Source organism: Streptoverticillium olivoreticuli subsp. olivoreticuli (assembly GCF_003391135.1).
In the GTDB taxonomy this organism is placed as follows: Bacteria; Actinomycetota; Actinomycetes; order Streptomycetales; family Streptomycetaceae; genus Streptomyces; species Streptomyces blastmyceticus.
Map to the genome: position 1 here is coordinate 694,194 of NZ_CP031455.1, position 25,739 is coordinate 719,932.

Annotated in this window: 16 protein-coding genes and 1 pseudogene; 8 read left to right on the forward strand and 9 right to left on the reverse strand. The window is 72.1% G+C overall.

Going from position 1 to position 25,739, the window contains the following annotated elements; genetic code table 11:
* Nucleotides 1-32 precede the first annotated feature (32 nt).
* Genes DXZ73_RS03130 through DXZ73_RS03155 form a run of 6 tightly spaced genes read right to left on the reverse strand, consistent with a single transcriptional unit; the run spans nt 33 to nt 14,682 of the window.
* Nucleotides 33-1,097, reverse strand: a complete 1,065-nt coding sequence (locus DXZ73_RS03130) for a class I SAM-dependent methyltransferase (RefSeq protein ID WP_116209506.1) — start codon at nt 1,095-1,097, stop codon at nt 33-35.
* Nucleotides 1,094-2,275 (reverse strand): glycosyltransferase, encoded by a 1,182-nt coding sequence (locus DXZ73_RS03135; RefSeq protein WP_116209507.1) that lies wholly within the window; start codon nt 2,273-2,275, stop codon nt 1,094-1,096. Before DXZ73_RS03135 ends, DXZ73_RS03130 begins: the two co-directional genes overlap by 4 nt.
* Nucleotides 2,272-3,066, reverse strand: a complete 795-nt coding sequence (locus DXZ73_RS03140) for an alpha/beta fold hydrolase (RefSeq protein ID WP_116209508.1) — start codon at nt 3,064-3,066, stop codon at nt 2,272-2,274. Before DXZ73_RS03140 ends, DXZ73_RS03135 begins: the two co-directional genes overlap by 4 nt.
* Nucleotides 3,063-3,383 (reverse strand): acyl carrier protein, encoded by a 321-nt coding sequence (locus DXZ73_RS03145; protein ID WP_116209509.1) that lies wholly within the window; start codon nt 3,381-3,383, stop codon nt 3,063-3,065. Before DXZ73_RS03145 ends, DXZ73_RS03140 begins: the two co-directional genes overlap by 4 nt.
* Nucleotides 3,380-7,870 carry a beta-ketoacyl synthase N-terminal-like domain-containing protein gene (locus DXZ73_RS03150; protein ID WP_338059106.1) on the reverse strand — a complete coding sequence of 1,497 codons (4,491 nt, stop codon included), beginning with the start codon at nt 7,868-7,870 and terminating at the stop codon, nt 3,380-3,382. The genes DXZ73_RS03145 and DXZ73_RS03150 overlap by 4 nt, the downstream gene beginning before the upstream one ends.
* Nucleotides 7,871-7,872: 2 nt before the next feature.
* The gene (locus DXZ73_RS03155) at nt 7,873-14,682 is read right to left on the reverse strand and encodes a type I polyketide synthase (RefSeq protein ID WP_205519315.1); all 6,810 of its coding nucleotides are present in this window, start codon (nt 14,680-14,682) and stop codon (nt 7,873-7,875) included.
* Between the two features lie 453 nt (nt 14,683-15,135).
* On the opposite strand from DXZ73_RS03155, the gene DXZ73_RS03160 reads away from it, so the two are divergent.
* From DXZ73_RS03160 to DXZ73_RS40485, 3 genes and pseudogenes are all read left to right on the forward strand, one after another.
* Nucleotides 15,136-15,876 (forward strand): class I SAM-dependent methyltransferase, encoded by a 741-nt coding sequence (locus DXZ73_RS03160; RefSeq protein ID WP_116209511.1) that lies wholly within the window; start codon nt 15,136-15,138, stop codon nt 15,874-15,876.
* Nucleotides 15,877-15,960: 84 nt separating this feature from the next.
* The gene (locus DXZ73_RS40010) at nt 15,961-16,359 is read left to right on the forward strand and encodes a serine hydrolase domain-containing protein (protein ID WP_205519092.1); all 399 of its coding nucleotides are present in this window, start codon (nt 15,961-15,963) and stop codon (nt 16,357-16,359) included.
* Nucleotides 16,275-16,568: pseudogene (locus DXZ73_RS40485) on the forward strand (serine hydrolase); the annotation flags it as partial. The gene DXZ73_RS40010 and the pseudogene DXZ73_RS40485, both read left to right, overlap by 85 nt.
* Nucleotides 16,569-16,597: 29 nt before the next feature.
* On the opposite strand, the gene DXZ73_RS39150 reads toward DXZ73_RS40485, so the two are convergent.
* Nucleotides 16,598-17,986, reverse strand: a complete 1,389-nt coding sequence (locus DXZ73_RS39150; protein ID WP_240351121.1) for a xylan 1,4-beta-xylosidase — start codon at nt 17,984-17,986, stop codon at nt 16,598-16,600.
* Nucleotides 17,987-18,412: 426 nt separating this feature from the next.
* Here DXZ73_RS39150 and DXZ73_RS03170 point away from each other — a divergent pair, with 426 nt between their 5' ends.
* Both DXZ73_RS03170 and DXZ73_RS03175 read left to right on the forward strand, forming a co-directional pair.
* Complete coding sequence (locus DXZ73_RS03170; protein ID WP_116209512.1) at nt 18,413-19,456, forward strand: serine hydrolase domain-containing protein; 1,044 nt, start codon at nt 18,413-18,415, stop codon at nt 19,454-19,456.
* Nucleotides 19,457-19,601: 145 nt separating this feature from the next.
* Entirely contained in the window at nt 19,602-20,165 is a 564-nt protein-coding gene (locus DXZ73_RS03175; RefSeq protein WP_116209513.1) for a cysteine hydrolase family protein, read from the forward strand.
* A gap of 100 nt (nt 20,166-20,265) precedes the next feature.
* Here the strand turns inward: DXZ73_RS03175 and DXZ73_RS03180 are convergent, their stop codons facing one another.
* Nucleotides 20,266-20,871, reverse strand: a complete 606-nt coding sequence (locus tag DXZ73_RS03180) for a DUF3592 domain-containing protein (protein WP_162889996.1) — start codon at nt 20,869-20,871, stop codon at nt 20,266-20,268.
* 38 nt (nt 20,872-20,909) lie between these two features.
* Nucleotides 20,910-22,238 (reverse strand): cytochrome P450, encoded by a 1,329-nt coding sequence (locus DXZ73_RS03185; protein ID WP_116209515.1) that lies wholly within the window; start codon nt 22,236-22,238, stop codon nt 20,910-20,912.
* Between the two features lie 639 nt (nt 22,239-22,877).
* On the opposite strand from DXZ73_RS03185, the gene DXZ73_RS03190 reads away from it, so the two are divergent.
* The 3 genes from DXZ73_RS03190 to DXZ73_RS40490 all read left to right on the forward strand — a co-directional run bounded on the left by DXZ73_RS03190 (nt 22,878) and on the right by DXZ73_RS40490 (nt 25,731).
* Entirely contained in the window at nt 22,878-23,924 is a 1,047-nt protein-coding gene (locus tag DXZ73_RS03190; protein WP_116209516.1) for a cytochrome P450, read from the forward strand.
* Between the two features lie 156 nt (nt 23,925-24,080).
* Nucleotides 24,081-25,088, forward strand: a complete 1,008-nt coding sequence (locus DXZ73_RS03195; protein ID WP_162889997.1) for a JmjC domain-containing protein — start codon at nt 24,081-24,083, stop codon at nt 25,086-25,088.
* Between the two features lie 151 nt (nt 25,089-25,239).
* On the forward strand, nt 25,240-25,731 hold the full coding sequence (locus DXZ73_RS40490) for a nuclear transport factor 2 family protein (protein WP_205519094.1): 492 nt from the start codon (nt 25,240-25,242) through the stop codon (nt 25,729-25,731).
* Nucleotides 25,732-25,739: the final 8 nt, after the last annotated feature.

Here is a 25,739-nt window from a genome sequence, read left to right on the forward strand (position 1 = left end):
GCGCGGTCAGTGAGCTCCGTACTCCATGTCGGTCATGCCCCGGCTCCACTGCGTACCACGATCCGGTACGCGTTGGAGAACCCGGTGCGGCTGAGGAGCGGGGTGAGAAGCTGGTCCAGGCCGTACACACCGGCCAGCAGGGGGAAGGCCGACCAGAACAGGGCCGTGCGGGCCCTCAGTTGCAGACGGGTGGGCGGCTGGGCGTGCCAGGGGTCGTCGGCAGGCGGCAGAACGTGGCCGAGCATGAGAGCCGCCGCGCACGTCAGGTCGACCCCGGTGTGCGGTTCGTACCGTGCGACGGCGACGACGGTGAAACCGAGTGATTCCAGTTCGCGGCGGAGGTTGGCGAACGGGATGAGGTGCAGGTGCTGGGGCTGGAGGTACGGAATCCACCAGCGGCCCAGGACCCCGCTCATCGCGCTCTCGGGGTCCGGTACCTCGATGATCAGGCGACCGCCGGGGGAGAGAAGTGTCTTCGCGGCGGCCAGTTCCGCGCGCGGGTCGATGCTGTGTTCCAGGTAGTGGAACATGCTCACCACGTCGTACCGCCCCTCCAGCTTGGGGGCAAGTTCGGTGAGGAGGCCGCGGTACGCCTCGTCGATCCGGCCGTGGCGCTTGGCCTCCTCTACACCTGCGCTGAGGTCGAGGCCGTCGAAGACAGTGGTCGGATGGACCGTCCCGGCGGTCTGGGGGAAGTGCCCGTGCCCGGTGCCGATGTCCAGCCAGCGGCGGGGGGCACCGAACGGGAGGAGGGCGCGGGCGCTGGCGCGGTAGCGCTTGCGGCTGCCCCTGGAGCCGAAGAGCCAGTCCGCGTGGGCGACGCCGAGGCCGTCGTAGAAGTCCCGGTAGTAGAAGTCCAGCCCCTCGGGCGTGAGCTGAGGATTCTGGAAGGAGTGGGAGCAGTCGCGGCACTGGTCGACGACAAAAGTGCCGGGCTTGTGCTGGAGCAGGTCGACGGTGCGCAGCCTGGTGCGCAGCCGGGAGGAGCCGCACCAGGGGCACTCGGTGCGTTTCGGCGCGTGGAAGCGTTCCGTGCCGAGAGCGATTTCGCGCTGGTAGTCGACGCGGAGCCGGGCGACCTCCTGGGTACGGTTCATGGTGTTCCTGGTTCCCCTTGTCGTATGGAGGCGGTGAATTCTTCGAGGTGCGTGGCGGCCGCGGCGGCGCCTCCCGCGGCGCGGAAGGATTCCCGTACGCGTCGGGCGGCCTCGCGGTACCGGGGGTCGGTGAGCACGCCGTCCAGCGCGGCGCCGATCGCATGGCGGTCGCTGCGGCCGAACCGGATGCGGATTCCGGCACCGGCCGTGGTGACCTGTGCGGCGATCACGGGCTGGTCGTCCCGGATCGGGGCGACGACCAGCGGCACCCCGCGCAGCAGGGATTCGGCGACGGTGTTGTGGCCTGCGTGGCAGACGACCGCCGACGCCCTTCGCAGCAGGGCGAGTTGCGGCATCCTTTTCACGGCCAGCACGGCATCGTCCGCGGTGCCGTCGAGTACCCCGCCCGGGTCGGCGATGACGGCTTGGACGTGCCGTGCGCGCTCCCGTACGGCTGCCGCGCACTCGGTGAGGAAGCGGTCGCCGATGTCGGTGTTGGCGGTGCCGAGGGAGACCAGGACGGTGTGCCGGCCGGGGTCCAGCCGCTCCCAGGGGAAGGGTGCCGGTTCGGGCCGCCGGTCGAGGGCAGGGCCCACGAAGCGGGTCTGCGCGGGCGCGGTGCACTCGCCTGTCAGGGCGGTGGTGGTGAAGGCGAGGACGAGGTCCGGCGAGAAGCGGGGGTCGTGGGTGCGGGACGGGTCGCCGAGGGTGCCGCGCAGCCCGGCCAGCAGGCCGTGGATCCACTCCTCCACCTTCGGCATTCCGGCGAGCGCGGCGGAGAACTCGGCGGAGGTGGTGGCGGAGGTCGCGCAGGGGATGCCGAGTCGTTCGGCCGTCAGGGCTCCGGCGAGGGCCTGTTGGTCGGCGACGATCACATCGGGGTGGAAGGCGTCGACCGCTCGCTCCACCCCGGGCGCCATTGCCAGTGCGAGCGGTCCGAGGAAGTCCTGCCACAGGAAGCGCAGCGCCGCGACACCGCGCAGTTCTGGAGGCCGGTGCAGGTCGCGGGGTGTCTCGCAGGGATGGATGCCGGCGCCGGGTCCCGCCAATTCTTCGAGGAGACCCGGCAGTCCGGCCCAGGCGACCCGGTGGCCGCGCCCGGTGAGTTCGGCGGCCACCGCGACGGCGGGGTTGATGTGTCCGACGAGTGGCGGCACCACGAAGAGGAACCGCCTCATACCCGGACGGCTTTCGCCTGGTGCCGGTGTCCCGCCCCGATCCAGTCGAGCATGAGCGACCCGACGGTCCGCGGGTCGCCCACGAGCACGGAGTGGCCATGACCTGCCACCCGGTGGGTGCGGCAGTTGGGGAGCAGGGACTCCAGCCAGGGCGCCATGTCGGCGAGGTCGGAGGTGCTCCCGTACACCGCGAGGACGGGCAGGTCGAGGTCCCGCCAGCGTTCCTCGGCGGGTATGCGGCTTGCCGCGATGTCGGCGGCGATCGTCGTCCCGCGCAGCAGCGGGCGGGCCCGGCGGGCGTGCCGGGCCTCGTGCCGGCCGTAGGTGTGCTCGAGCCAGGGCAGGCTCCGCTCGTCGCGGAGCCGGTGTGCCGTGTCCGCCAGCAGGGCGCTCATCTTCGCCGCCCAAGCCGCGGTGGGCGGTTCGGACTCCACGACCAGGAGGCTGGCAACCCGGTCGGGGTGACGCAGGGCGTAGTCGAGGGCGACGGTGCCGCCGAAGGAGTTGCCGACCAGGTGAACGGGGCCTGCGGTGTGCGCGTCGTCAAGGAGCACGGCGAGGTCGCTGGTGAAGTCCTCCAGGCGGTAGCCGGTGGCCGGGCGTTCGCTGCGGCCGTGGCCCCGCTGGTCGTACATCACCACGTCGTGCCCGGCCGCCGCGAGGGCCGCGGCCACCGTGAAGTAGTAGCTGGTCAAGTTGTCCATCGCGATGCCGTGCACCAGGACGACGGTGTCTCCGCCGGGCGGTCCGACGCGTACGGCGTTGAGGCGCGGGCGGCGGGCCGTTGTCACCCCGCACGCCCTGCGATGTAGCGGACCAGCTGCCCGACGGAGAGCTCGATGATCTCGGCGAGTTCGAGGGAGGCGAAGAAGGCCGGGAAGTCGACCCGGTCGCCGTAGCGGCGCCCGAGCTCGCCGGTGAGGGTGATCAGGTCGATGGATTCCAGGTCGAGGTCCTCGACGAAGCGGGTGTCCATGGTGACGGCCGTGTCCTCGAGGCCGATCTCGGGGAGCACGGAGTGCAGTGCCTCGGTGAGTTCGGCGAGGACGGCGCACTCGTCGGCTCCGGGGAGGGGGGTGACGGCGTCGGGTGCGGGGGTGGTGGTCATGAGGGGTTCTCCTCGTGGTGCTGCCGGTGGGTGTCCGCGGTCCAGGCGACGATGTAGCGGCGGGGCCGCAGTCCCTCGGGGTTGGCGACCTCGGCGAGGGACACGGGGTGGGTGCGGCCGGAGGGGGTGCGGACCGTCAGGCGGTCGTCGTCGGTGGTGGTGACGCGGAAGTCGCGTGGTCTGCCCTGCAGTCCGGTGCCCTCGGCCTTGGCCGCGGCCTCCTTGGCCGTCCAGAAACGGATGAGGGTGCGCGCGTCGCCGCCGAGGCGGTCGAAGAGCGGGAGCTCCTCGGGGGCGAGGATCGCGTCGCGGGTCGCTTCCGGGCGCTCGGTGATCTCCTCGATGTCGATGCCGGCGGGCGCTGTGCCGGCCGGGCGGACCAGGGCGACGGCGGCTTCCGCGCAGTGGGCAAGGGACAGGTCCAGGGGTGGCAGTTCCCGGCCGTGGACCCCTTCCGGGTGCGGTCGGCCGCTGTCGTCGTTGCGCACCCGGATCTCGGCGGGGAAGACCGGGCCCGCGCCGTGCTGCCACAGATGGTGGCGCACGGCGTCCTTGGCGGCGATCCTGCCGAGCAGCCACTGCTGTCTGCCCCGCGGCGGGCGGGCGGCGTAGGCGTCGCGTTCGGCGCCGCCCAGCAGGTTGCGCATCATCAGCTCGCGGGAGGCCGGGTCGGGCCAGTACTCGAAGACCAGGTGCCAGCCACCGGGCCGGACCTGGGACAGGGTGCTGTGCTCGGGCCGGCGCCGGATGGCGTCGGTGGCGGGTGGTGAGTCGAACCGGCGGTCCTCCCAGCCGTTGATCTCGCACCAGACGGTTCCGCGGTGGCTGAGCTGGATGTCCGCCGCCAGCAGGGTCTCGGTGAGGGAGGTGATGCGGATGTGGCAGTCGAGGCGCTGGCCTGCTGCGGGTTCCGGGCCGTGGAAGCGGATTTCGCGGATCCCGACCGGGAGCACCACCGTGCGGTCGGGGTGAGTGGCCATCAGCCAGTAGCCGAGCAGCTGTCCGGCGTTGTCGAGGAGCGCACCGGGGGCGGGCGGTGCGGTGAGCACGCCCCGGACGTGCCGCGCGCCGAGCGCGGTGATCGTGGTGACGCCCTGGAAGAGCGGGCCGTGGAACATCCAGCGTTCCTCGTACATCCGCCGGGCCGAGACGGTGGGCATCTCTTCGTCAGGTGGGAGGGGCCAGCGGGCGGGTGGTGCGGGGTGGCGGGGTGCCGTCTCGGTCTCGGCGCGCGCGTACCGGCCGAACTCCACGGTGTGGCGGTCCGGACAGCCGACGACGTTCCGTACGGTCATGGTCACGTCGACGGCCGGTTCGGCGACCAGCCAGGCGAGGAAGCGGGCGTCGCGGACGGCGACGGTGACACCGGGGCCGGGCGCGGCCACCACTTCGGTCATGCGCTGGATCATGGTGGTCGCGGGGACCACCGGCCAGCGGTCGCCGATGTCGGGCCAGTCCGGCCGCTGGCGGTAGAAGCAGTGGTCGGTGAGGTACGGCATGGTGTCGAGGGCGATCCGGACCGTGGTGGTCCGGGCGGGGTCCGCCGCGGTGCGAAGCGCCGCCGGGCGGGAGGCCCTGGCTTCCGGGACCGCAGTGGCCGTCCGGGGGGCATCGTGTGCCGCGAAGAGGGCCACGGCCGCGTCGGCCGTCTCGGTCAGCAGGGCGCGCAGCTGTGCCGCCGCCGGGAACCGCCGTGCGGCGTCCTCGAGTTGTCCGGCCCCGGGTGCCGCCGTCCCCTCGCCGGTGAGCGCGCCGCGCAGTACCGTACGGAGCCGGTCGCGGGTGGCGGGTTCGAGGTGGACCGGCCCGGCGTCCAGGCCGAGCCGTACGCCCGGCCGGGCCGGCGCCGCGGACGGCGGCAGCGGAACGGTACCGGCGGCGCGGCCTCCTCCGGGGGCCAGGGCGGCGACGTCGGGTTCCGCCCCGTACGCCCACAGTCCGGCCACGGCGCGCCGCAGTTGGCCCAGGCCGTCGCCGCCGGTGGCCGCGGCCGTGACCGCCAGGTGCTCGCGTCCGGCGAGGATGTCGCTGGTCAGGGCGGGCAGCTGGCCTTGGCCGGTCTGGACGAAGGCCCGGAACCCGGCCGCGTAGAGGGATTCGACGAGTCCGCGGAAGCGGACCGGCTCCAGAAGGTGGCGCACGGCCAGTTCACGGACCTCCGTCTCCTGGTGCGGGAACGGCGCGCAGGTCGTCCCCGACCAGACCGGCACCGAGGGCGGGTGCAGGGTGAAGCGCTGCATCGCCTCCCGGATCGGCCCCAGGTAGGGCGCCAGCATGGGCGTGTGGAAGCCGGACTCGAAGGGCAGCGCGCGGCCGAGTACGCCGTCCCGGCGCAGTCGTTCCGTCACCTTCTCCACCTGGGCCGCGGGGCCGCAGGCCACGGACTGGTGCGGGGCGTTGTCGTGGGAGAGCACCACCTCGCCGATGCCGGCCAGGGCTGCCTCCACCTGGTCGGCGGGTGCCCCGAAGGCCACGAAGACCAGGTCCGGGACCTTAAGGGCCAAGGGGTCGAAGTCCCTCAGGAAGGCGTCCACTTCCTTGTCGGCGAAGATCCCGCCGACGGCCATGGCGGTCCACTCCCCCACGCTGTGCCCGGCCAGGGCGTCGGGGGCGACACCGGCTCGGCGCAGCGCGGTCGCCAGGAGCCGCCCGGCGTCGACGACACCGGCGCCGTGCTCGGCCACGTCGCCGACCCGGGCCTGCTGCCAGGTGGGCCGGGGCAGTCCGAAGTGGCGGGCGATGTCCTCGCCCTGAGGTGTGAACCCGGCTTCCAGGCCGGGGAAGAGGAAGGCGGTGCGGCCGCCACCAGCCGGTCCGAGCAGTGGGCGGGGGGCGAACCACACCTCGCGGCGGCCGCCCCAGGCCCGGCCGCGGGCGACCACCTTGCGGGCCAGCGCGAGGCGTTCGGCCATGGGCCCGGCCACGGCCAGCCGGGTGCCCCCGTTGCCGATGTCGCCTCCGGCGCGCAGGTGGGCGTCCTCGGCTTCGAGCGCCGCGCGCAGCTCTTCCGTGGTGTCCGCCGCGATCCGCAGGAGGGGTTCGGGTTCGGCGACCCGGAGCGCCGTGGCCGCGGATCTCCTCTTCCCGGATCCCTTCTTCCCGGCCGTGGGAAGGAACTCCTCCAGGACCACGTGGGCGTTGATGCCGCCGAAGCCGAACGCGTTCACCCCGGCCCGGCGCACCTCCGCCTCCCAGGGGCGGGCCACCGGGGTGGGGCGGAAGCGGGTGGCGAGCAGGGAGGGGTGGGGGTCCTCGCAGTGCAGGGTGGGCGGGAGCACCTGGTGGTGGAGGGCCAGGGCGGCCTTGACCAAGCCCGCCGCGCCCGCCGCCGGCATGGTGTGGCCGATCATCGACTTGACCGAGCCGATCACCGCGTCCGGTTCGCGCGAGGGGCCGAACACACGGAGCAGTGTGGTGATTTCGGCCGCGTCCCCGTTGGGGGTTCCCGTGCCGTGCGCTTCCAGCAGGCCGATCGACCCCGGGGCCGTGGGGTCCACCCCGGCGCCCTCCCAGGCCTGCCGGACCGCCCGGGTCTGGCCGTCGGGGTCCGGGTTCACCAGGGCCGCGGCCCGCCCGTCGCCGGCCACCCCGGTACCGCGCACCACCGCGTACACCCGGTCGCCGTCGCGGACCGCGTCGGCGAGCCGTTTGAGGACGACCACCGCGGTGCCCTCGCCCATCAGCACGCCGTCGGCATCCCGGTGGAAGGGGCGGATGCGCTGTGTGCGGGAGAGTGCCCCCAGCCGGGCGAACACCGACCACAGGGTCACGTCGTGGCAGTGGTGGACGCCTCCGGCGAGCATCACGTCGCAGCGCCCCGCGGCCAGCTCGCCCACCGCCTGGCCGACCGCCAGCAGCGAGGAGGCGCAGGCCGCGTCGACCGTGTAGGCGGGGCCGCGCAGGTCCAGCCGGTTGGCGATGCGCGAGGCGGTGAAGTTGGGGACCAGGCCGATGACCGCGTCGGGGCTGTCCGGTCCCAGGGCCTCCTCGAAGGCGGTACGGACCTGGGCCAGCCGCTCCTCACCGAGCTCGGGCAGCAGTTCCCCCAGGGTGCGGGTCAGCTGGCCGGCGGTGCGGACCCGTTGGTCGAGCCGGGCAAGCCCGGCCGTCAGATAGCCGCCGCGGCCCAGTACCACTCCGACCCGTGCGGGATCGGCCGCGGTGAGGCCGCCCGCGTCGGCGATCGCGGCGGCGGCCGTGCGCAGGGCGATCAGCTGGTCGGGCTCGGTGGCGGGGACGGAGTCCGGCATGATGCCGAAGGCGGCGGGGTCGAAGCCGGGGAGCCGGTCGTCGACGAATCCGCCGCGCCGGCAGTAGACGGCGCCGGAGCGGTACTCGTCCTGGTCCCAACGCCCCGGCGGCACCTCGGAGATGGCGTCCACGCCGGTGCGGAGGTTGTGCCAGTACCGGTCCAGGTCGTCCGCGCCGGGCAGGGTGACCGCCATGCCGATGACGGCCACGGGCTCCTGCGCGGACCTCATGTTCATCGTCACCGCCCCGGAGCGGTGTAGACGACCTCGCACGTGTCGTCGTCACCCCAGGTCAGTTCGCGCAGCAGGGCGAGCGTCCCCTCCCCCGGGTCGATCAGGCCGATGCCGCGCCGGGCGTACTCCCGGGCGAGTTCCGGGCCGACCATCCCGCCGTGCACGCCGTCCGGGGCCCACGGCCCCCAGTGCACGGTGAGTGCCCGGGTGCCGGTGGAGCGGTGCCACTGTCTGCCCAGTGCGGCGAGGGCGCCGTTGGCGGCGGCGTAGTCCGCCTGGCCCCGGTTGCCGTGCACGGCCGCGACGGAGCCGAACAGCACGGTGAAGCGCGGTGGTTCGGGGAGCCGGCGCAAGGCGGTGAACAGGGCGCGGGCGCTCTCCGCCTTCGTGCCGTGGACCCGGGTGAAGGACGCCGGGTCCTTGTCGGCGATGAGCCGGTCCTCGATGATTCCGGCGGCGTGCACCAGACCGTCGATGCGTCCGTGGCGGGCGTGGGTCTCCTTGACCGCCTGCTCGACGGCCTGCGCGTCCCGCAGGTCGACGGTACGGTATGCGCCCTCGCCGCCGGCCGCGCGGATCCCGGCGAGGGTCGCCCCGATCTCACGGCGGGCCAGGATGAGGCCCGCTTCCCGCTCGATCTCCGTGGGACGGAGCTCGCCGCGCGCGGCGAGCTCGGCCCGCAGTGCGGCGCGTTCGGTGATGCCCGCGGTGTCGGGCGGCTCGGGGGCGTCGGCCATGCCGGTGCGGCCGAGCAGTTCGATCCGGCAGCGGGAGGCCGCCGCGAGGGCGACGGCGACGCGCGCGGCGATGCCGCGGGCCCCGCCCGCGAAGAGCAGGACGGACTCGGGCCCGAGCCCGAGGGCCTCGGCGGCCCGGGCCCCGGTGGACTGGTCGTCGGTGAACAGCGGGCCCAGCGGGGCCTCCTGCGGCTCGGTGCCGAGCCGTCGGCCGTCTTCGGTGCGTTCGACGACGGGCGTCCGGTCCGGTGCGAGGAGTTCCCCGATGATCGCGCCCGCCGCCCCGTCGGCCTCCCCACCGGGCACGGACACCAGGCGGGCGACCGTGTCCGGGTACTCGCGGGCGACGGTGCGGAAGAAGCCGCCCAGCCCGTCGCCCCGGTCACCGTCCTCGGCCGGCCGGACGTACAGCAGCCAGCGCAACCCGCGTCCGAGGAGGTCTTTCAGGAGGGGGAAGGCGTCCGGCAGCACCGGGCCGGCGGACTCCTCGGCGGGGCCGGCCAGCAGGATCACACCGTCGAGCGGCCCGGCGGAGGTGCCGGGGTTCCCGTCCGCACGGGTGGCCCGTGCCCCGTGCTCCTGGAGCCGGGCGAGGAGGGCCTGGGCGACATCGGCGCTCTTGCCGAGCACGAGGAAGTGCCTGTCCCGCAGGGCCGCGGTGCCGTGTGGTGCGGGCGCATCGTCCAGTGCCACGCTCTGCGGCACGTACCGCCGGGGCGCGACTCCGACAGGCTCGGCGGGCATGGCCTCGTCCGGTTCCCGGTTCCCTTGCCGGGCGGGGTCCTCGTCGGCCGCCTGTCCGGCGGGACCGTCCGTGCGCGATGTCATCCATTCGGCGATCGATGCCGCGGTCCGTGCGCGGGTCAGGCTCTCCAGGTCCGTGTCCTGCGGGATCTGCCCGGTCGCGGTGCCTCCCAGCCGTTTCACCAGTTCGCCCGCGATCTCCGTCCGCTTGATCGAGTCGATGCTCAGGTCGGCCTCGAGGTCGAGCTGGGGATCGATCATCTCCACGGGGTAGCCGGTCCGTTCGCTGATCACCGACACCACCGTGCGCAACAGATCCACCGGCTCGTCGGTGTCCGCGGGGCGAGCCGGTTCCGCCGTCACGGCCGTCTCCACTGCCTGAGCCGGAATGACGGCCGGGGCCGGCACCGGCGCGGGGGCCTGCGGTGGGACCGCTCCGCCGAAGTACGCCAGCAGGACGTCCTTCTGTGCCGCGATCAGCTCACGGCTGCCGCGCAGGAAGTCCTGGAGCAGGATCTCGCGGTCCACACGCCCGGCCCCGTCGGCCCCGACACCACCTGGTGCCGAGGCTCCCGTCAGCGGCGCGATCCGCCGCGCCGGGCGCAGCCCGCCGGGGAGCAGCCCGCCGTCCGCGGTGCGGACCAGGTGCCCGTCCACGATCCAGCCGGGGCGCTCCGGCGTCCGCCCGGGCTCGGCCACCACCGCGTCCCTGCCCGCGAACAGCGCTTCCGCGTCGACCGGGACGCCGCCGGAGACCGCGAGCCGGGCCAGCGCCTCCAGGTGGCCGCGCAGTCCCGCCTCGGGGTGGGGCTCGAAGGGGACGGCCAGGTGCGGCCGGTCGCCGAGGGTGGCGCGCACCAGACCGGTGAGCGCGGCGCCCGGGCCCGCCTCGACGAAGATCCGCGCGCCGTCCTGGTACATCGCCTCGACCTGCTCGGCGAACCGCACCGGTGCCACGATCTGCCCGGCGAGGCGGGCCCGCAGTTCGACGGTGTCCGCCGGGTACCGGGTCGCCGTCAGACCGGACCACACCGGGAGGTCCGGTGCCCGCACGGGGCGGGAGGAGAGCGCCTCGGCGAAGGTCTCCGCCGCCTCGGCCATCATCGGGCTGTGGAAGGCGCACGCCACGTCGAGCGGCCGGACGCGGAAGCCGGCGTCCTCCAGTGCGGTCATTCCCCGCCGCACCGCCCGGCCCGGTCCCGAGACCGTCGTCTGGGACGGGGAGTTGTGGCCCGCGACCACCACCTGCCCGGCCAGCCCGGCCTCGGCCAGCGCGGCTTCCACCGCGGCCGCTCCCGCCGTGACGGCGGCCATGGCACCGGGCTCGTCCCCGGTGGTGCTCGCCATCGCCTCGGCGCGCAGCCTGCTCAGCTCCGGCAGCGCCTCGACGGGGAACGCTCCGGCCACGCACAGCGCCACGAGTTCCCCGTACGAGTGGCCGGCCGCCATGTCGGGACGGATGCCCAGGTCCGACAGCACGTCATGGACGGCCAGGCAGGCGGCACCCAGGGCCGGCTGGGCGTTGCGGGTGTCGGCCAGATGGGCGCGCTGTGCGTCCCGCCCGGCCGGGTCGAACGCGGCGGGCGGGAACATCGCGGCGACGGGGGCGTGGCGCAGGTGCCCGTGCGTCTCGGGGAAGGCGGTGAACAGGTCCGCCAGCATGCCGGGCCGCTGGCTGCCCTGGCCCGGGAAGAGGAAGGCCAGCTTGCCGCCGGTGGGCTCGACCCCCGTGAAGACGCCCGGGGCCGCCCGGCCGGCCAGTGCGGCCCGCAGCAGTCCGGGCAGCTCGGCGAGGCCGGAGGCGACCACGGCCGCGGTGACCGGCCCGGCGGCCGGGTCCGAGGCCCGGCGTGCCGCCGTGCGTGCCAGGTCACGGAGCCGCCACGGCCGCCAGCGGGTGGTGTCCTGCGTGTCCGCGGCGGCTGTTCCGCCTGGCTCGTGGGTCGCGTTCGCCTCCGCCAGCCGCAGCAGATCCTCGATCGCCGTCCGGCCGCGGAAGAGGAACAGCTCGGCGGGCCAGGCGTCGGCGGCCTGGCGCGGTGGTGCCTCGCCGTCGCAGCCGCGCATCACCACATGGAAGTTGGTGCCGCCGAAGCCGAAGGCGCTCACGCCGCCGACGCGTTCGCCGGACGGCTCGGCCCAGGGCAAGGACCGCTGGTGGAAGACGAACGGGCTGCTCTCCGGCTGCCACGCCGGGTTGGGCCGCCGGACGTGCAGGGTCGGCGGACGCACCCCGGTGTACAGCGCCAGGGCCGTCTTGATCACACCGGCCAGACCGGCCGCGCACTTGGTGTGGCCGATCTGCGACTTGACCGAGCCGATGACACACCGGCCAGGCTCGGCGCCCGACTCCTGGAACACCTTGGTGAGCACGTCGAGTTCGGTGCGGTCGCCGACCACCGTACCGGTGCCGTGCGCCTCGACCAGGCCGACCCGGGCCGGTGAGATCCGGGCCTGGGCGTAGGCCCGCTCCAGTGCCGCGCGCTGGCCCTCCGGCCGGGGCGCGGTCAGGCCGCGGGAGCGCCCGTCGCTGGAGGCGCCGACGCCCTTGATGACGGCGTAGATCCGGTCCCCGTCGCGCTGCGCGTCGGCCAGTCGTTTGAGCACCACGCAGGCGACGCCCTCGCCCAGCGCGATGCCGTCCGCCCCGGCGTCGAAGGTCTTGCAGCGGCCGGTGGGCGACAGCGCGTGCACGGACGAGAAGAGCACGTAGTCGTTGATGCCGTTGTGCAGGTCGGCGCCGCCGCACAGGACGAGGTCCGCCGCGCCCGTCGCCAGTTCCTTGCAGGCCACGTCGACGGCGGCCAGGGAGGAGGCGCAGGCGGCGTCCACGGTGTAGTTGGCTCCGCCGAGGTCGAGCCGGTTGGCGATCCGGCCGGAGATGACGTTGGCGAGCATCCCGGGAAAGGAGTCCTCGGTGAGGGTGGGCAGCTGCTCCGCCAGATCCTCCGGGAGCCGCCCGCCCAGGTAGGCCGGCAGGACGGTGCGCAGCGTGGTCGCGTGGGACGTGTCGCTGCCGGCTTCGGCGCCGAAGACCACGCCGGTGCGTTCGCGTGGGAAGTCCCGGTGTGCGTAGCCCGCGTCGGCGAGGGCTCTGCGGGCCGCTTCCAGGGCGAGCAGTTGCACGGGTTCGATGGAGGCGAGCGAGGACGGCGGGATGCCGTATCGCAGCGGGTCGAAGGGGATCGACGGCAGGAAGCCGCCCCACCGGGAGACCGAGACATCGTGTGCGGGCGCTTCTTCGCCGTAGTGGAGGGCCTGTTCCCAGCGGTCCTCGGGCACCTCGGTCACCGCGTCCGCGCCGCCGAGCACCTGGGCCCAGTAGGCGGGCAGGTCGGGGGCTCCGGGGAACATCGCGGACATGCCGACGATCGCGACGCCGAGCGGCTGCGGTACGGGGGCCGGTGCCGCGGCGGACGGCTCGGCAGCGGCCAGTTCCGCGGCCCGCCGCTCGTAGAAGGCGGCCGCGCGGTCCGTGACGTCGCGGTGCAGTTCGGCGACGGTCGTGGTGGCGTCGCGCAGCACCGCGACCTCCCCGGCCATGAACATGCCCTCGTCGAACTGCCGCCGTTCGCCGACCTCGTGGAGTTCGCCTTCCACGCGCTCGACGCCCTTGCTGGCGATGCGCAGCCGCCCGAGGTTGAGCCGCTCCAGCCGTTCCCATGCCTGCCGCCTGGGAACACCCTGCTCGCGCAGCTCCTCCTGGTGCGTGCGGTAGGTGTCGGTGAACGGGCTCGGTACGCAGCGTGTGACGTGCCCCGGCGCGGTGTCCAGCAGGACGGTGCTCTGCGCGGTGAGCACCGTGCGCTGGAAGAGCGGCTGGACCGCGCCGCACTCCACCGCCTCGCGGGTGAAGAGGTACGCGGTGCCCATCAGGACGCCGACCGCACCACCGCGCCGGGTGAGCCCGGCGGACAGGGCCGCGACCATCGCCGCCGAGCGCTCGTCGTGCACCCCGCCCGCGAAGAGCACCTCGATCCCCGGCCGCCCGCCCCGTTCCGACCGGGCGTCCAGGAAGTCAGCCAGGACGGCCAGCTGGGCCTCCCAGAGCGGGAAGGAGTTGCTGGGCCCGACGTGGCCGCCGCACTCGGCGCCCTCGAAGACGAACCGCTGGGCCCCCGCGTCGAGGAACTGGCCGAGCAGCCCGGGCGTCGGGACCTGCAGGAAGGTGCGGATTCCCTGGGCCTCCAGCGCGGCTGCCTGTGCGGGGCGGCCACCGGCCAGGACCGCGTGAGTGGGCCGGAGTTCACGCACGGCCTCCAGCTGGGCGGCGCGTACCTCCTCCGGCGCGAAGCCCAGGATGCCGACGCCCCAGGGCCGCCCGTCGAGCACGGCCCTGGTCTCCTCCAGGAGGGACCTGGTCCGCTCCGGGCCGGCCAGGGCCAGCGCGATGAACGGGAGGCCGCCGCCCTCGGCGACGGCGGCGGCGAACCGCGCCTGGTCGCTGACCCTCGTCATCGGCCCCTGCGCGACGGGGAGCGCGGTGCCGAACGAGCGGCTCAGTGCCGACCCTGGAAGCAAGGCCTCCGCCGCGCCGGGGGCCCGCAGCGCCCGGTCGATGCTCTCGCGCACCGACCGTACGGCGGCGCCCACCGTGCGGTGGTCCGCGGCGAAGCGGCGGGCGAGGAAGGCGTCCTGTCCGAGCGGGACGGGGCGGTCGCGCAGTTCGGCGGGGACACCGGGGCGGTCGCGGTCCAGCAGGCGCCGCCCGTCGGCCAGGACCGTCCCGGTGCCGTCCGCCGCGCGCAGCAGGCGGGCGAGCGCGGGCGGGGTGGCGGCTTCCTCCAGCAGCGCGAGCTGTACGTCGAGTACGACACCGGCGGCGCCCGCGAGCACGGCCGCCGCGGCGGTGTTCGGCCCGATACCGCCGCACGCCCAGACGGGGACGGCCGTCTCCGGGTCGGAGAGCAGTTGTTGGAGCAGCACGAAAGTGGACAGTTCACCGGCCGGGCCACCGCACTCGCCGCCGCGCGCGACGAGGCCGGCCGCTCCCGCCCGTACCGCGGCGCGTGCCTCGGCCCGTGAGCGGACCTCGGCCAGCACGGTGACGCCGCGACCCTCGCCCCCTGGCCACGTGACGCCCGGGGCCAGCAGGACGGTGTGCGGCCCCGTGCCGTCCGGGCCGTACAGCTCCTCCGGGCGGAGCGCACAGTCCTCCGGGACGCGCACGCCGAAGGCGCCGCCGGTCCAGCGGCGGGTGAGGGCTAGGGCCTCGCGGACGCGGCGGCCTCCGCTGCCGAGGTCGAGGACACCGGTCCCACCGGCTCCGCAGACGGCCGCGACGAGCCGCGCGTCGGCCTCTCCGAACGGACTGACACCGATCACGGTCTGCACCACGAGGGCGGCTCCCCACCAGGGACTCGTAATCTGGACGATGCCGGATGAGCCGCATGCAAGGGCGATCGCTCCCGCCTCCGCAGTCGCTTCTTCCCCACAGAACGACGTTCCGGATCACCGTTTCACGCCACAACCGGAGGAGCAAGTCCGGGTTCACGGCGCGTAGTTGCACGTACGGGGACTTGCCAGAGCCCGCGCATCATATTCCGCTTGACAGCAAGCCTCAAGACCTCACCCACGAACCATCCGTTCGCCCATTCCTGCGAACGTTCGCTCGAATCTCCACGCCTGCTTGTACACGAGGCCGGGACGATGCCGGCATCTTCGTGGCTTCTGCCAGTACGACGGTCTGCCGGGATGTGGAGAGACTGCCCATCAGAGGCCGCGGCGCGCCCCGGGGGGTGAGGGCCGAGGCCAAGGACATGACGAAGCACAGGAGAGGACAGCACGGTGAGTGCGCAGCAGTACGACGAGATCGGCGAGGCGTTCGAGGGCTTCAAGGCCCTGCCGCTGGCGCGGTACGCGGAGGTGCCCGGCTTCCTGGCCATGGTCGGGGACGTGCGCGGCAAGTCGGTCCTCGACCTGGCCTCCGGCACCGGCTTCTACAGCAGGGAGTTCAAGCGGCGCGGCGCCACGGACGTGCTCGGAATCGACATCTCCGGTGAAATGGTCGCCGTGGCAGAGCAGTTGGAGGATCGCAATCCGCTGGGTGTGCGCTACGAGGTGGGCGATGTGTCCGAGCTGCGGCCGCTCGGTCAGCGCTTCGACGTCGCCACGGCGGTCCAGCTGCTCAACTATGCGGACGACGTCGCCGCCATGGAACGGATGTGCCGCAACGTTCACCGGAGCCTGGCGCCCGGCGCCGAGCTCTTCCTGTTCAACCAATCGCCCGACTACGACTTCGACGGGCCTTCCCTGGCCAAGTACGGCTTTGTCACCGAGCTGACCGGCGAGGAGGCCGAGGCCGGACCGCGAGTCCGGACCACGGCGCTGCTCGACCCGCCGATCACGATCGTCAGCACCCTCCCGCGCCGCGAGGTCTACGAGGAGTGTCTGCGGGCGGCCGGATTCGGCGAGGTGGCCTGGGTTCCGCTGGAGGTGTCCGACGCCGGCGTGCGCGAGTTCGGTGCGGACTTCTGGGCGGACTTCCTCACCAACCCCCCACTGGAGATGCTGCGCTGCCGCGCCTGACGGCCCACCGGACACCCTCTCGTGCGTGACGTGCTCAGCACGAAGAATCCGATCATTCGCGTGCACATCCCACGAGGAGGATCGGTGACGAAGAGCCAGACCAAGACCTTCGTCGCGGCCGTGGTCCTGCAACTGGTCGACGAGGGCAAGGTCTCCCTCGACGCACCCATCGAGCGGTACCTGCCCGGCGTGGTCGACGGGAACGGCTATGACGGCAACACCATCACCATCCGGCACCTCTTGCAGCACACCAGCGGCATCCCGACGAACCCACTGGGGAAGGCCCCGGTCAACCCTGACGGCACCTACACCCTGTCCGCGCTGGTGCGCGAAGGACTGAGCCACCCCCGGCTTCCGCGCCGGGAGTCGCCTTCCACTACTCCGACACGAACTATTACATCGTCGGCATGCTCATCGGGCGGATCACCGGCGCGCCCTTCGCCCAGGCGGTCACGAGCCGGATCATCCAGCCGCTCGGCCTGACCCGGACCTCCGTCCCCACGGCGGGCGACCGGGCCGTCCCCGCCCCGTACGTGTCCGGCTACAAGGGCAGCAGGCTCGGCCCGTTCTTCTTCTGGCTCGACGCCACGTCGGACATCGACCCGTCCATGTTCAGCTCCGTGGGGGCGCTGATCGCGACACAGCAGGACCTGACCACGTTCTACCAGGCGCTCATCGGCGGCAAGGTCATGTCGGCCGCGACGCAGGAGCGTGCTACGGCTCAGCAAGCCAGCCAGCGCACCTCGTACGGGGCGAGGGACAGCGCCTGCCCGTCCACCCGTGCCGCTACTGGCCGGCGCTCGGTGTTGACGACGAGCACGGCCGCGTCGTCGGCGAGGGCCTGGATCCTGGCCCCGGCCCCCGCGGTGGCGACGACCGGCCGGAAGGCGCTGCCCGGCGGGAACTCGTGGGCGAACCGGCCCAGCAGCTGTGCCATGGGCAGCTCATGGCCCCCGTCGTGCAGCTGGGTGCTCCGCCACAGACAGCCCGGGCAGTCGTCCCCTGTCTGCTGCGGGTTCCAGTAGAAAGCGGCCGCCGCGCCGCTCTCCGCCAGATGCATCATCGCGACGGCATGGACGGCGATGCGGTGCTGCTCGCTCCAGCCGTCCCGCCCGCCCGGCCCGTCGTCCTCTGCGGGAGGCTCGACGTACCACTCGGCCCACCACACCGGAAGTCCGGTGACACGCCCCAGCCAGCGGGTGACGTCGGCGAACTTCTCGGTGGCGGCGAACTCGTCGGGGATCGTCCGGTGGCCCTCACGGGTGTAGCCGGCCCCGTCCACCACGATGAAGTCCGCGCCCGCCTTGTGCTTGTTCCAGTAGCGGACGACATCGGCCGAGCGCTGGTCGAGGTCTCCCCACACACCGCTGAGTTCGGGCACCCCCTCCCCGTCGCCGGGCGGATCGTGATCGGCGACGACATAGGGGCCGCCGACCAGACTGTCCGGGTTCTGCCGCTTCAGCTCCGCGTACACGAGGTTGTACAGCTCGGTGTACCCCTCGTAGTTCCAGCGGCGCCGGTCCTCGTCGTAGAACCCCTTCAGCTCGTTCCATACGAGGAAGTGCCGGATGTCCGGGTAGCGGCGGGCGATCCTGCCCGCCAGCCGGGCGAAGTCCGCGTAGTGCCGGCGGTCGGGAGCGGCCTCCAGCCGGGACCAGTCGGTGCGGCCCCTACGCCCGCCCTTCATCCAGTCGGGGGCTCCGCACAGGGTGAGGACGGGGGTGGCGCCGGTGGCCCGCATCAGGGCGACGCGCTCGTCGAGGGCCTCGAAGTCGTAGCGCCCGGGGGCCGGTTCGGGGTTCTCCGCGCCCCAGCCCATGATGTGCTGGTTCTGCGGCAGGGGCCGCGCGGAGAGCAGGCCGGCGGCCCTGCGCGTGGCTTCCGGCTCGCCGTGGTCCGCGCTGTACTGGGTGTGGGTGAAGCCCCAGCCCAGGCGGGCACTCCCCTGACGGCGAACCGCCTTCGACGACGCGCCACCGCCCCGCCGGCCGAAGCCCATCGCCAGCGGCAGGGTGGTCAGAGCCACCGCTCCGCACGCGCCGAGCAGGGCGCCGAGCCGCCACTGCCCCGCGCCGGACACCATCGGCCGTGCCGCATCATGTCGTCCCACGACATCCAAGAATATGCGCCATCATCCGGATTTCACCCACGCGCGCATCCAAGCGCCGGAGAACCGCCGTACGGGCCCGGGGACTTGACCGCCCGGCCGGGCAAGGACCGAAGGCGGATCCCGGCCGCGCTGCCGGGGCGTCAAGACGCAGACTCGTTGCCGTCGGGATCGGCCATCGCCACCCGGCCGGCCTCGCCGTGGCCGGTGCCGATTCGAGTCGCCTCAACGGCCATCCCAGCGCTTCGCTCCAGAAGTACCCGTCCTCCTGCGAACCCCTCGCCCGCGACATCGACCGCCTCCGCACCGCCCCCGGCCGGGGAACTCGGCCACCGGATCTGCTGACCGTCCCGCCAAGTTCCCCGGCCGGGCCCGGCGCGGTCACTACGCTGACGAGCCGGGCCCGTACCGCGACATCGGAGACGCTCCATGACAGACAGCACCGACCGGATCAAACAACTCGTGGCGGACGGCGCCCGCGACAAGGTCTACCCCGGCGCGGTGTGGGCCATCGGCGATGCCGCGGGCATGAAGGCCGGAGCGACCGCCGGCGTCCTCGACCCCGCCGAGCCGGGCACCCCGATGCGGCCGGACACGGTCTTCGACGTCGCCAGCCTCACCAAGATCCTCGCCGTCTGGTCCACCGTCGGCGCCCTCTGGGAAGACGGCGCCCTCCCGCTCGACGAACCCCTCGAAGGCTTCTGGACCGAGGTCACCGGCTGCCCGCTCGGCCAGGTCACCGCCCGGCAGCTGCTGACCCACACCGCCGGTGTACCACTGCGGGCCCAGCTCAAGAACCTCTACGGCACCGACCCGGCCACCATCCGGACGGGAGTCCTCCACGAGGCCCTGCACAGGCCGCCCGGCAAAGCCGTCGAATACACCGACAGGGCCGCCCTCATCCTCGGCTACCTCGCCGAACACCTCTCCGGCCAGGCCCTGGACCAGCTCGCCCATACCCGTATCTGGCAGCCCCTGGGCATGACCCGCACCCGCTTCGGCCCCCTGCCTGCCGACCTCGCGGCCCGGTGCGCCCCCACCGAGCTCGACGAGGACACCGGCCGCCATCTCAAAGGCGGCGTCCACGACTTCTCCGCCCGCCTCCTCGGCGGCGTCTGCGGTATCGCCGGCGCCTTCTCCGTCCTCGACGACCTCGCCCGCTTCCTGCGGTACATGCTCGACCCCACCATCACCCCTGCGCAGCCCGGCTTCGGACCGAACTGGGTCGAGGAGTCCCTGACCGTCCAGACCGGCGACCTGGATCCTGCACGCGGCCTGTTCTGGCACCCCGCTCCCGGCACGGATCCAGCGGACCGCACATATGTGCACTACGGATTCACAGGTACCGGCATGTGGCTCTCGCCGAAGAAGGGCACGTGGGCCGTCCTCCTGACGAACAAGCTCTACTACACGCGTGACCGTCAGCCGCTCACCGAAATCCGCAACCACTTCCGCGAGCTCGCTTTCAGCTGACCGACGCGACTGCTCCGTCGCAAATGCCCTGGTCCGAGGTCAGAGCTGCGACCTGCGGCGACCAGAAGGGGTGAGACCTCAGGGTGGCGATTCGGTCGATCCCCCGGACCTGTTCTTGTTCCCCAGTGACGAAAGGACGGTAAGCATGGCGAACAGCGCGCTCCTCGTGATGGACGTCCAACGGGACATCGTGGACATCGCCGACGACGGCTCCGGATATCTGCCACGCCTGCGCAGGGCGATCGACGGTGCCCGCGCGGCGGGCATCCCCGTGATCTACGTGGTCATCGGGTTGCGGCCGGGCCATCCGGAAGTCAGCGCTCGCAATAAGGTGCTCACCACCGCTGTGCGGGCCGGCCTGTTCGCTGAGGGCGACCCCGGCACCGAAATCCATCACGACATCGCGCCCCGGAAGGGGGACGTCGTGGTCACCAAGAGGCGAGGGAGCGCGTTCTCAGGCAGCGATCTCGACTTGGTGCTCAGGGCTCGCGATATCGACAGCCTTGTTCTCACCGGCATCGCCACCAGCGGTGTGGTGCTGTGCACCCTGTGTGGAGCCATCGACCTGGACTTCAGCCTCACCGTCCTGGTGGATGCCTGCCTCGACACCGACGCCGAGGTGCACCGGTTCCTCACCGAAAAGCTGTTCCCGCAGTGGGCAGATGTCGTCGCCGTCGAGGACTGGCTCAAAGCCATCTCACCGCAATAGCGGAGACCGTCGGAACCCTGGCGTGCGGGTCAGGACGGCGTCCCCTCTCGAACCCGAATGGAGAGGGGACTGCCTTCGGGAGCCTGAGAGCCGGCTGCGATCAGAGAGTGAGCAGCCGGACGAGCAACACCGCCAAGGTGCCCGCTGTGAACACCGACCCCAACACGGTGAATACCAGGTCGACCGTCGCTACGTCCCAGCCCTGGATCGCAAACCGGCGTGGATCTTCCGGATCGTATTGCACCACGACAAAGGCCCCCACGCCGAAGTTGCCTCCGACGGAACCGCGGCCAAACCTGGATGAGTACTCGCATTCACGGCCGTCCCGGGTCGTCCAGGCTGCGACCGGGTGGTGAAACCTGGCGCCTTCGTCATTTCGCCTGACATCGTGGCGGACGATCCGACCCTGTGCGGTGGCACCTGTGCGACGGAGCGCGGCGGCGCGGCGAAGTCCGTACACGCCAAAGCTGAGGGAGACCACGCCAATCGTCAGCGGGATGAGCGAGAAGAGCCATTCGCGTTGCATGTGTTGTACGACGCGTGCGTAGGGGTGTCGGTTGCCTGTGGGGCGGCTGTGGCAGCCCGCCTGCCACCACCGTTTCGCGCGCTCGGCGGCACAAGGCCGACAAAGGTTCCGAGCCACCTGCCCCGCGCGGATCAGCCCGTAGGCCAACGCCGCGAGCCCGCTGATCACCGCAATCGTCACGCCCCTGTCAGTTTCTGAGCTTGCTTTAACCTCGCATGTCATCCGGCCTGTTGAGAACGCGGGCTCACGATCATTCGGATGTCGTCGGCCGCCCACAGCACGAACCGTTCGACCGGCCTCACCTCGTGTCCTGGCGCGGGCCGGAACCGGAAGCGCTTGAGAAGTACGGCCAGGACGAGCTCGGCCTTGATCATGGCCAGACCGGCACCTTCGCAGTTGCGCGGCCCGATCCCGAACGGGATGTAGGCCAGCCTCGGCCGCTTGGCCGCCTCTTGCGGGGTGAACCGCTCGGGTACGAACTTCTCGGGCTCGGGCCAGTGGTCGGGGTTCATGTGGACGGCCCAGAACGGATAGAAGACCGTGGCCCCGGCCGGGATCTCGTAGTCGCCCAGGACGAGGGCCTCGGTCGTCTCCCGCGCGCCGTACGGGCCGGGCGGGTAGAGCCGCATCGATTCCTTCAGGGCCATCTCCAGATACGTGAGCCGTCGCAGGTCGGCGTACTCGGGCGCCGCACGGTCACCGAGCACACGGTCCAGCTCGTCGGCGACGCGTTCGGCCGCCTCGGGATGCCGTCCCAGCAGATGCAGGGTCCATGAGACGGCCACCCCGGTGGTGTGGTGGGCGGCCAGCATCGTCACCATCACGGTGTCGTGGATCCGCGCGGGCCGCTCACCGGCGTCGACGAGTGCCCCGATCAGATCGCTCTTGTCCGTTCGACTGCCGGAGCGATGCGCGGCGACCACTCGGTCGACCGTCGCGCGCAGGTAGGCGAGGGACTCCGCCGCCCGCTCGGCCCGTTCCTCCTGTGTACCCGGGACCGGCACCTGGTAGAGCCGTCCCAGGGATTCGGTGAGCACCTCCTCGAAGGCGGCGACAACTCTGTCCGGGTCCGTGGCGTCACCCCCCAGCGCGTACTCACAGATCATCCGCAGTGTCAGCGCGGTGAGATCCTTCTGCAGCGCGACGGGCTCGCGGCCGGCCTGCCCGGCCCAGCGGTCCGCGAGTGCTGTCGTCAGCGCGGTGAACTGTGCGAAATGCCGCTCGTGGGAGGGGCGCCCGGCCAGCACCGACAGCAGCAGGCGCCGCCACGGGGTGTGCTCATCAGCCGCCATCACCTGCACATTGCCCGCCTCGCACAGCGGGGCCAGGAACTCGAACAGCCGCTCCGGGCGCTTGTCGATGTGAGCCGTGGCCTCCAGCAGCACGGGGTCGGCGACGGAAACGGCCGTCTCCGTGCCCGGAAGCTGGAACTGCACGACAGGCCCGTACTCGGCGTGCAGCCGCAACTGGTAGTTGTGCAGTCCGCCCGCCGCCGCGACAGCGCCCACCCCACCGTCCACCCGGGGCTCGGGACCAGGGATACGCATGGCCACACCTCCTGGCTGACAACCTGTTTCCTCCTCTTGAGGGGTGCCCTCGCCGGCACGGGTGAAGCGTCCACCCGCGAAGCGAAGGTTCTGCAGTCACCCCGGCTTGCGCATTACTTGCGTACTGCTTGCGCATCGCTTGCGAAATTCTTGCGCACAGCACCAAGATCAGATAATTGCCCGTCAAGGGGTGCCAGGGGCGCTCGCTTTCGGTTAAGGTCCGGGTTTAGAACATCCCGTTCGGTTTCCGGACGGGAATGTCGAATTCCGATTATGGCGCGGGCACGCCTGTTTTATCGTGCCCGCAATACTGCGAATGGAGTGGCCATGAAGATGATCAAGGCGCTTGTGAGCAAGTTCAAGAAGGACGAGGACCTCGCCAACCACGCGTGGGTCCTGCACGTGATCTGACGCACCGCCGTCGGCGGAGGACGCGGCCATGCCGCTGCCTCCGCCGACGCCGCACAGTGCCCCCTGGTTGCCGCGGTCCGCGGCGGCCATGACCGTGTCGGTTTCCGCCGCAGGCCGGGCCACGGCGCGGAGCGACGGTCCTGCCCGTTCCATGCCCGGATTTCTCCGCCTGCTGCGGGAAACGCATTTCATTGACATGCCAATGGAGGCGGGATTCCCGTGGAAGAAATGGCGCCGTCAGCGGTGCGCGGCCAATCCGTCGTGTACGCCCCGCGAATTCAGGACCTGCTGGCCAGGGAAGAGAAAGTATTCCGGATCGACGCGACCACGGTCGGCGTCTCCGACTGCCACCTGATCGCCGAAATCGTCGCGGCGCGCCCTGTGCTGGCGACGGAGCGCTCGGTCTACAAGCCCGCCGCGGGAGCCGACATCCACCACGACAGCGCGACACGGACGATCCGCGCGCTGGGGCAGGACGTCATGGCGGGCATCCGGACTCCGCCGCCCCCTGCGCGCGGGATGTCCGGCGCCTGGCCCTACGCGGCCACCTCCTATCTGCGCCAGTGGCTCTTCTCGTCCGACCCCCTGCCGGTCTCCCTGTTGTCGAAACGCGGCGTCACACGCTCCAATACGCTCTCTCGGATCGTCGACCGCGCCGTCACCGTCTGGCCGGGATCCGATACCGAGGGCAGATCCACCGCACTGGCCGAGCAGATCCGCGGTGCTTCCGGCACCCAGGACAGAAGACAGACCATCGCCATGTACCGGCGAGCGACAGCCACCCTCTGCGACGGCGTGGCCGCACTGGCCGGCAACGCCCTGTGGCTCATGGGACCGGCGCGGGAACAGGAAGAAGCCCGCAACGACCTCACCGCGGTCCTGTGGGAGACGCTGCGACTGCTCCCGCCCGCATGGATGCTGTTCCGCAAGGGCGGGGACGCGTACACCGGACTGCACTCCGAGATCCGTCCCGAGGACAACGTCGCGCTTTTCCCGCTCCTGATGCATCGTCACCCGGATTACTGGTCCGACCCGCTGGAGTTCCGGCCCGAGCGATGGGCCGGGGTGACGGACCCGGAGAAGGTGCCCGGGTTCATGCCGTTCGGCTTCGACGGCGCCCGCTGCTGGGCCAAGCACCTGGTCGTGCCCCTGGCCGAGCGTCTGCTGACCGTCGCCTTCGACAACCGACTCGTCATTCGCAGCCCGCAGCAGGAGGCGCACGTCCCCCTGCGCTCCCTGCTCTCCGTGCGGTTCGACGCGGAAACCACGGCATGACCTGGCGCACCGCCCTCACGCCGCCCGGCCGTTCCCGACGAGGGCAGTGTGACCACCACGCACAACCCCTCCCTCCGCGGAGCCCGCACACGCCCCCGTTCCGGACGGACGCTGCCGACCGCGAGCACCGAACACCCTGACACCACGGGAAACACCATGGAATCGCCCACGCTGGCCGACTGGGTCGGCGACGTCGAGAGCTTCGCCGGCCGCCAGTGGCAGCGCGAACCCGCGGTCTTCACGCCGGAGACACTCGCCTCGCCGTTGGACCTCGACGAGTTGGACGCCGCCTTCGACGGAGGGCTGCTGCGCACCCCCTACCTGGAGATGGTCCGCTCCGACAAGGTCGTCGTCCCGCCCGGTGCCTACACCACATCACGCGTGGTCAACGGCACAACGCACCACGGGTTCGCCGACCGCGCGAAAGTCGTCGCACTCCTGCACGCCGGGGCGACGCTGCTCCTGCGATGCGTCGACCAGTGGCACCGCCCGACGGGCGATCTGGTGGCGCGGTTGTCCGAGGAGATCGGCCGGCACGTGGAGGCGTTCTTCTTCGTCACGCCCGCCGGCGGTCAGGGGCTCGCGGTGCACCGTGACGACGCCGACGTGTTCGTCCTCCAGGTGGCAGGACGTAAGACCTGGTACGTCCACTCCGCGCCGACTGTGGCGGACTGGTCGCTGGGAGAGCTCCCGGACGACGAGCACTCCCCGCGGCTCCTGCACAGCGTCCTTGAGCCCGGCAACGTGCTCTACGTCCCGCGCGGCTTCGCGCACCGCGCGGTGGGCGCCGCCGGACTGTCTGCCCACCTGTCGCTGACGATCCGCGACATCTCCCTGCAGGACCTGCGGACGGCTCTGGAGCAGCGGTTGACCGAAGGGCTGGACCTCCCGGCGCGCCCACTGGGCGAGGCCGCGATCGCCGACGCCTGCGCCACGCTGCTCAGCCACGTCCGGGCCAAGCTCGACACGATCGAACCAGAGGACCTGCGGCTCGCCGCACGGGCCGCGCAGGCGCGACGACCGGTCGCGACGACGCGGGCGGAGACATTCGCCGAGACGGCCCGGAACTGGGAGACCGGTGAACCAGGCGCCAAGCGCGCCGGGCTGACGTCGGTCAGTCGCACGTGGCGCAGGCTGCGCGACGCGGCACGCACCGCGCACTGACGCACAGCCACAACGTTCACGGCCACCGCCGGAGCCGCTGCCTTGGGGGTGCAGCCGCCCCTGAGAGGTCGTGCGTGGTGGGAATGTACCGATCGGCAGGTAGTCCCGGTTCTCCCTGGACGAACGAGGAAACACTCTGCATGATCAACTGATGACCACCCCAGAGACCGTCGTCGAACGCCAGCTCGCCGCCTACAACAGCCACGACCTCGAAGCCTTCGCTGCGACGTACGCCCCCGACGTCTGCATCAACCGCCGCAGCGGCGACCGCCTGCTCGGGCGCGACGCCGTGCGGGAGGCGTACGCCGACATGTTCGCCAAGGGCCGCTGCCGGGCCGAGATAGTCGGCCGACTCACCGAGGGCGACTGGGTGGTGGACCACGAGATCGCCCACGGCATCACGGACGCCCCCCCTCCGCGTGCTGGTCGCCTACCGGGTCCGCGACGGCCTGATCGACCACGTCGACTTCCTCGGCTGACTGCCGGACTCCCTGATCAGGCGCCCTTGAGCGCGTCGCGTACAGCGTGCGGCGCAGGGTGCCCGACCGTCCTGAATGACCTTTCCGGGATTGGCCGTTGTCCTCCATGCCTGTGGTCCGAGCCGCAGCTCTTGCCTTGGCCGTCTCCGAGCGCCACCGGTTGAAAACGATG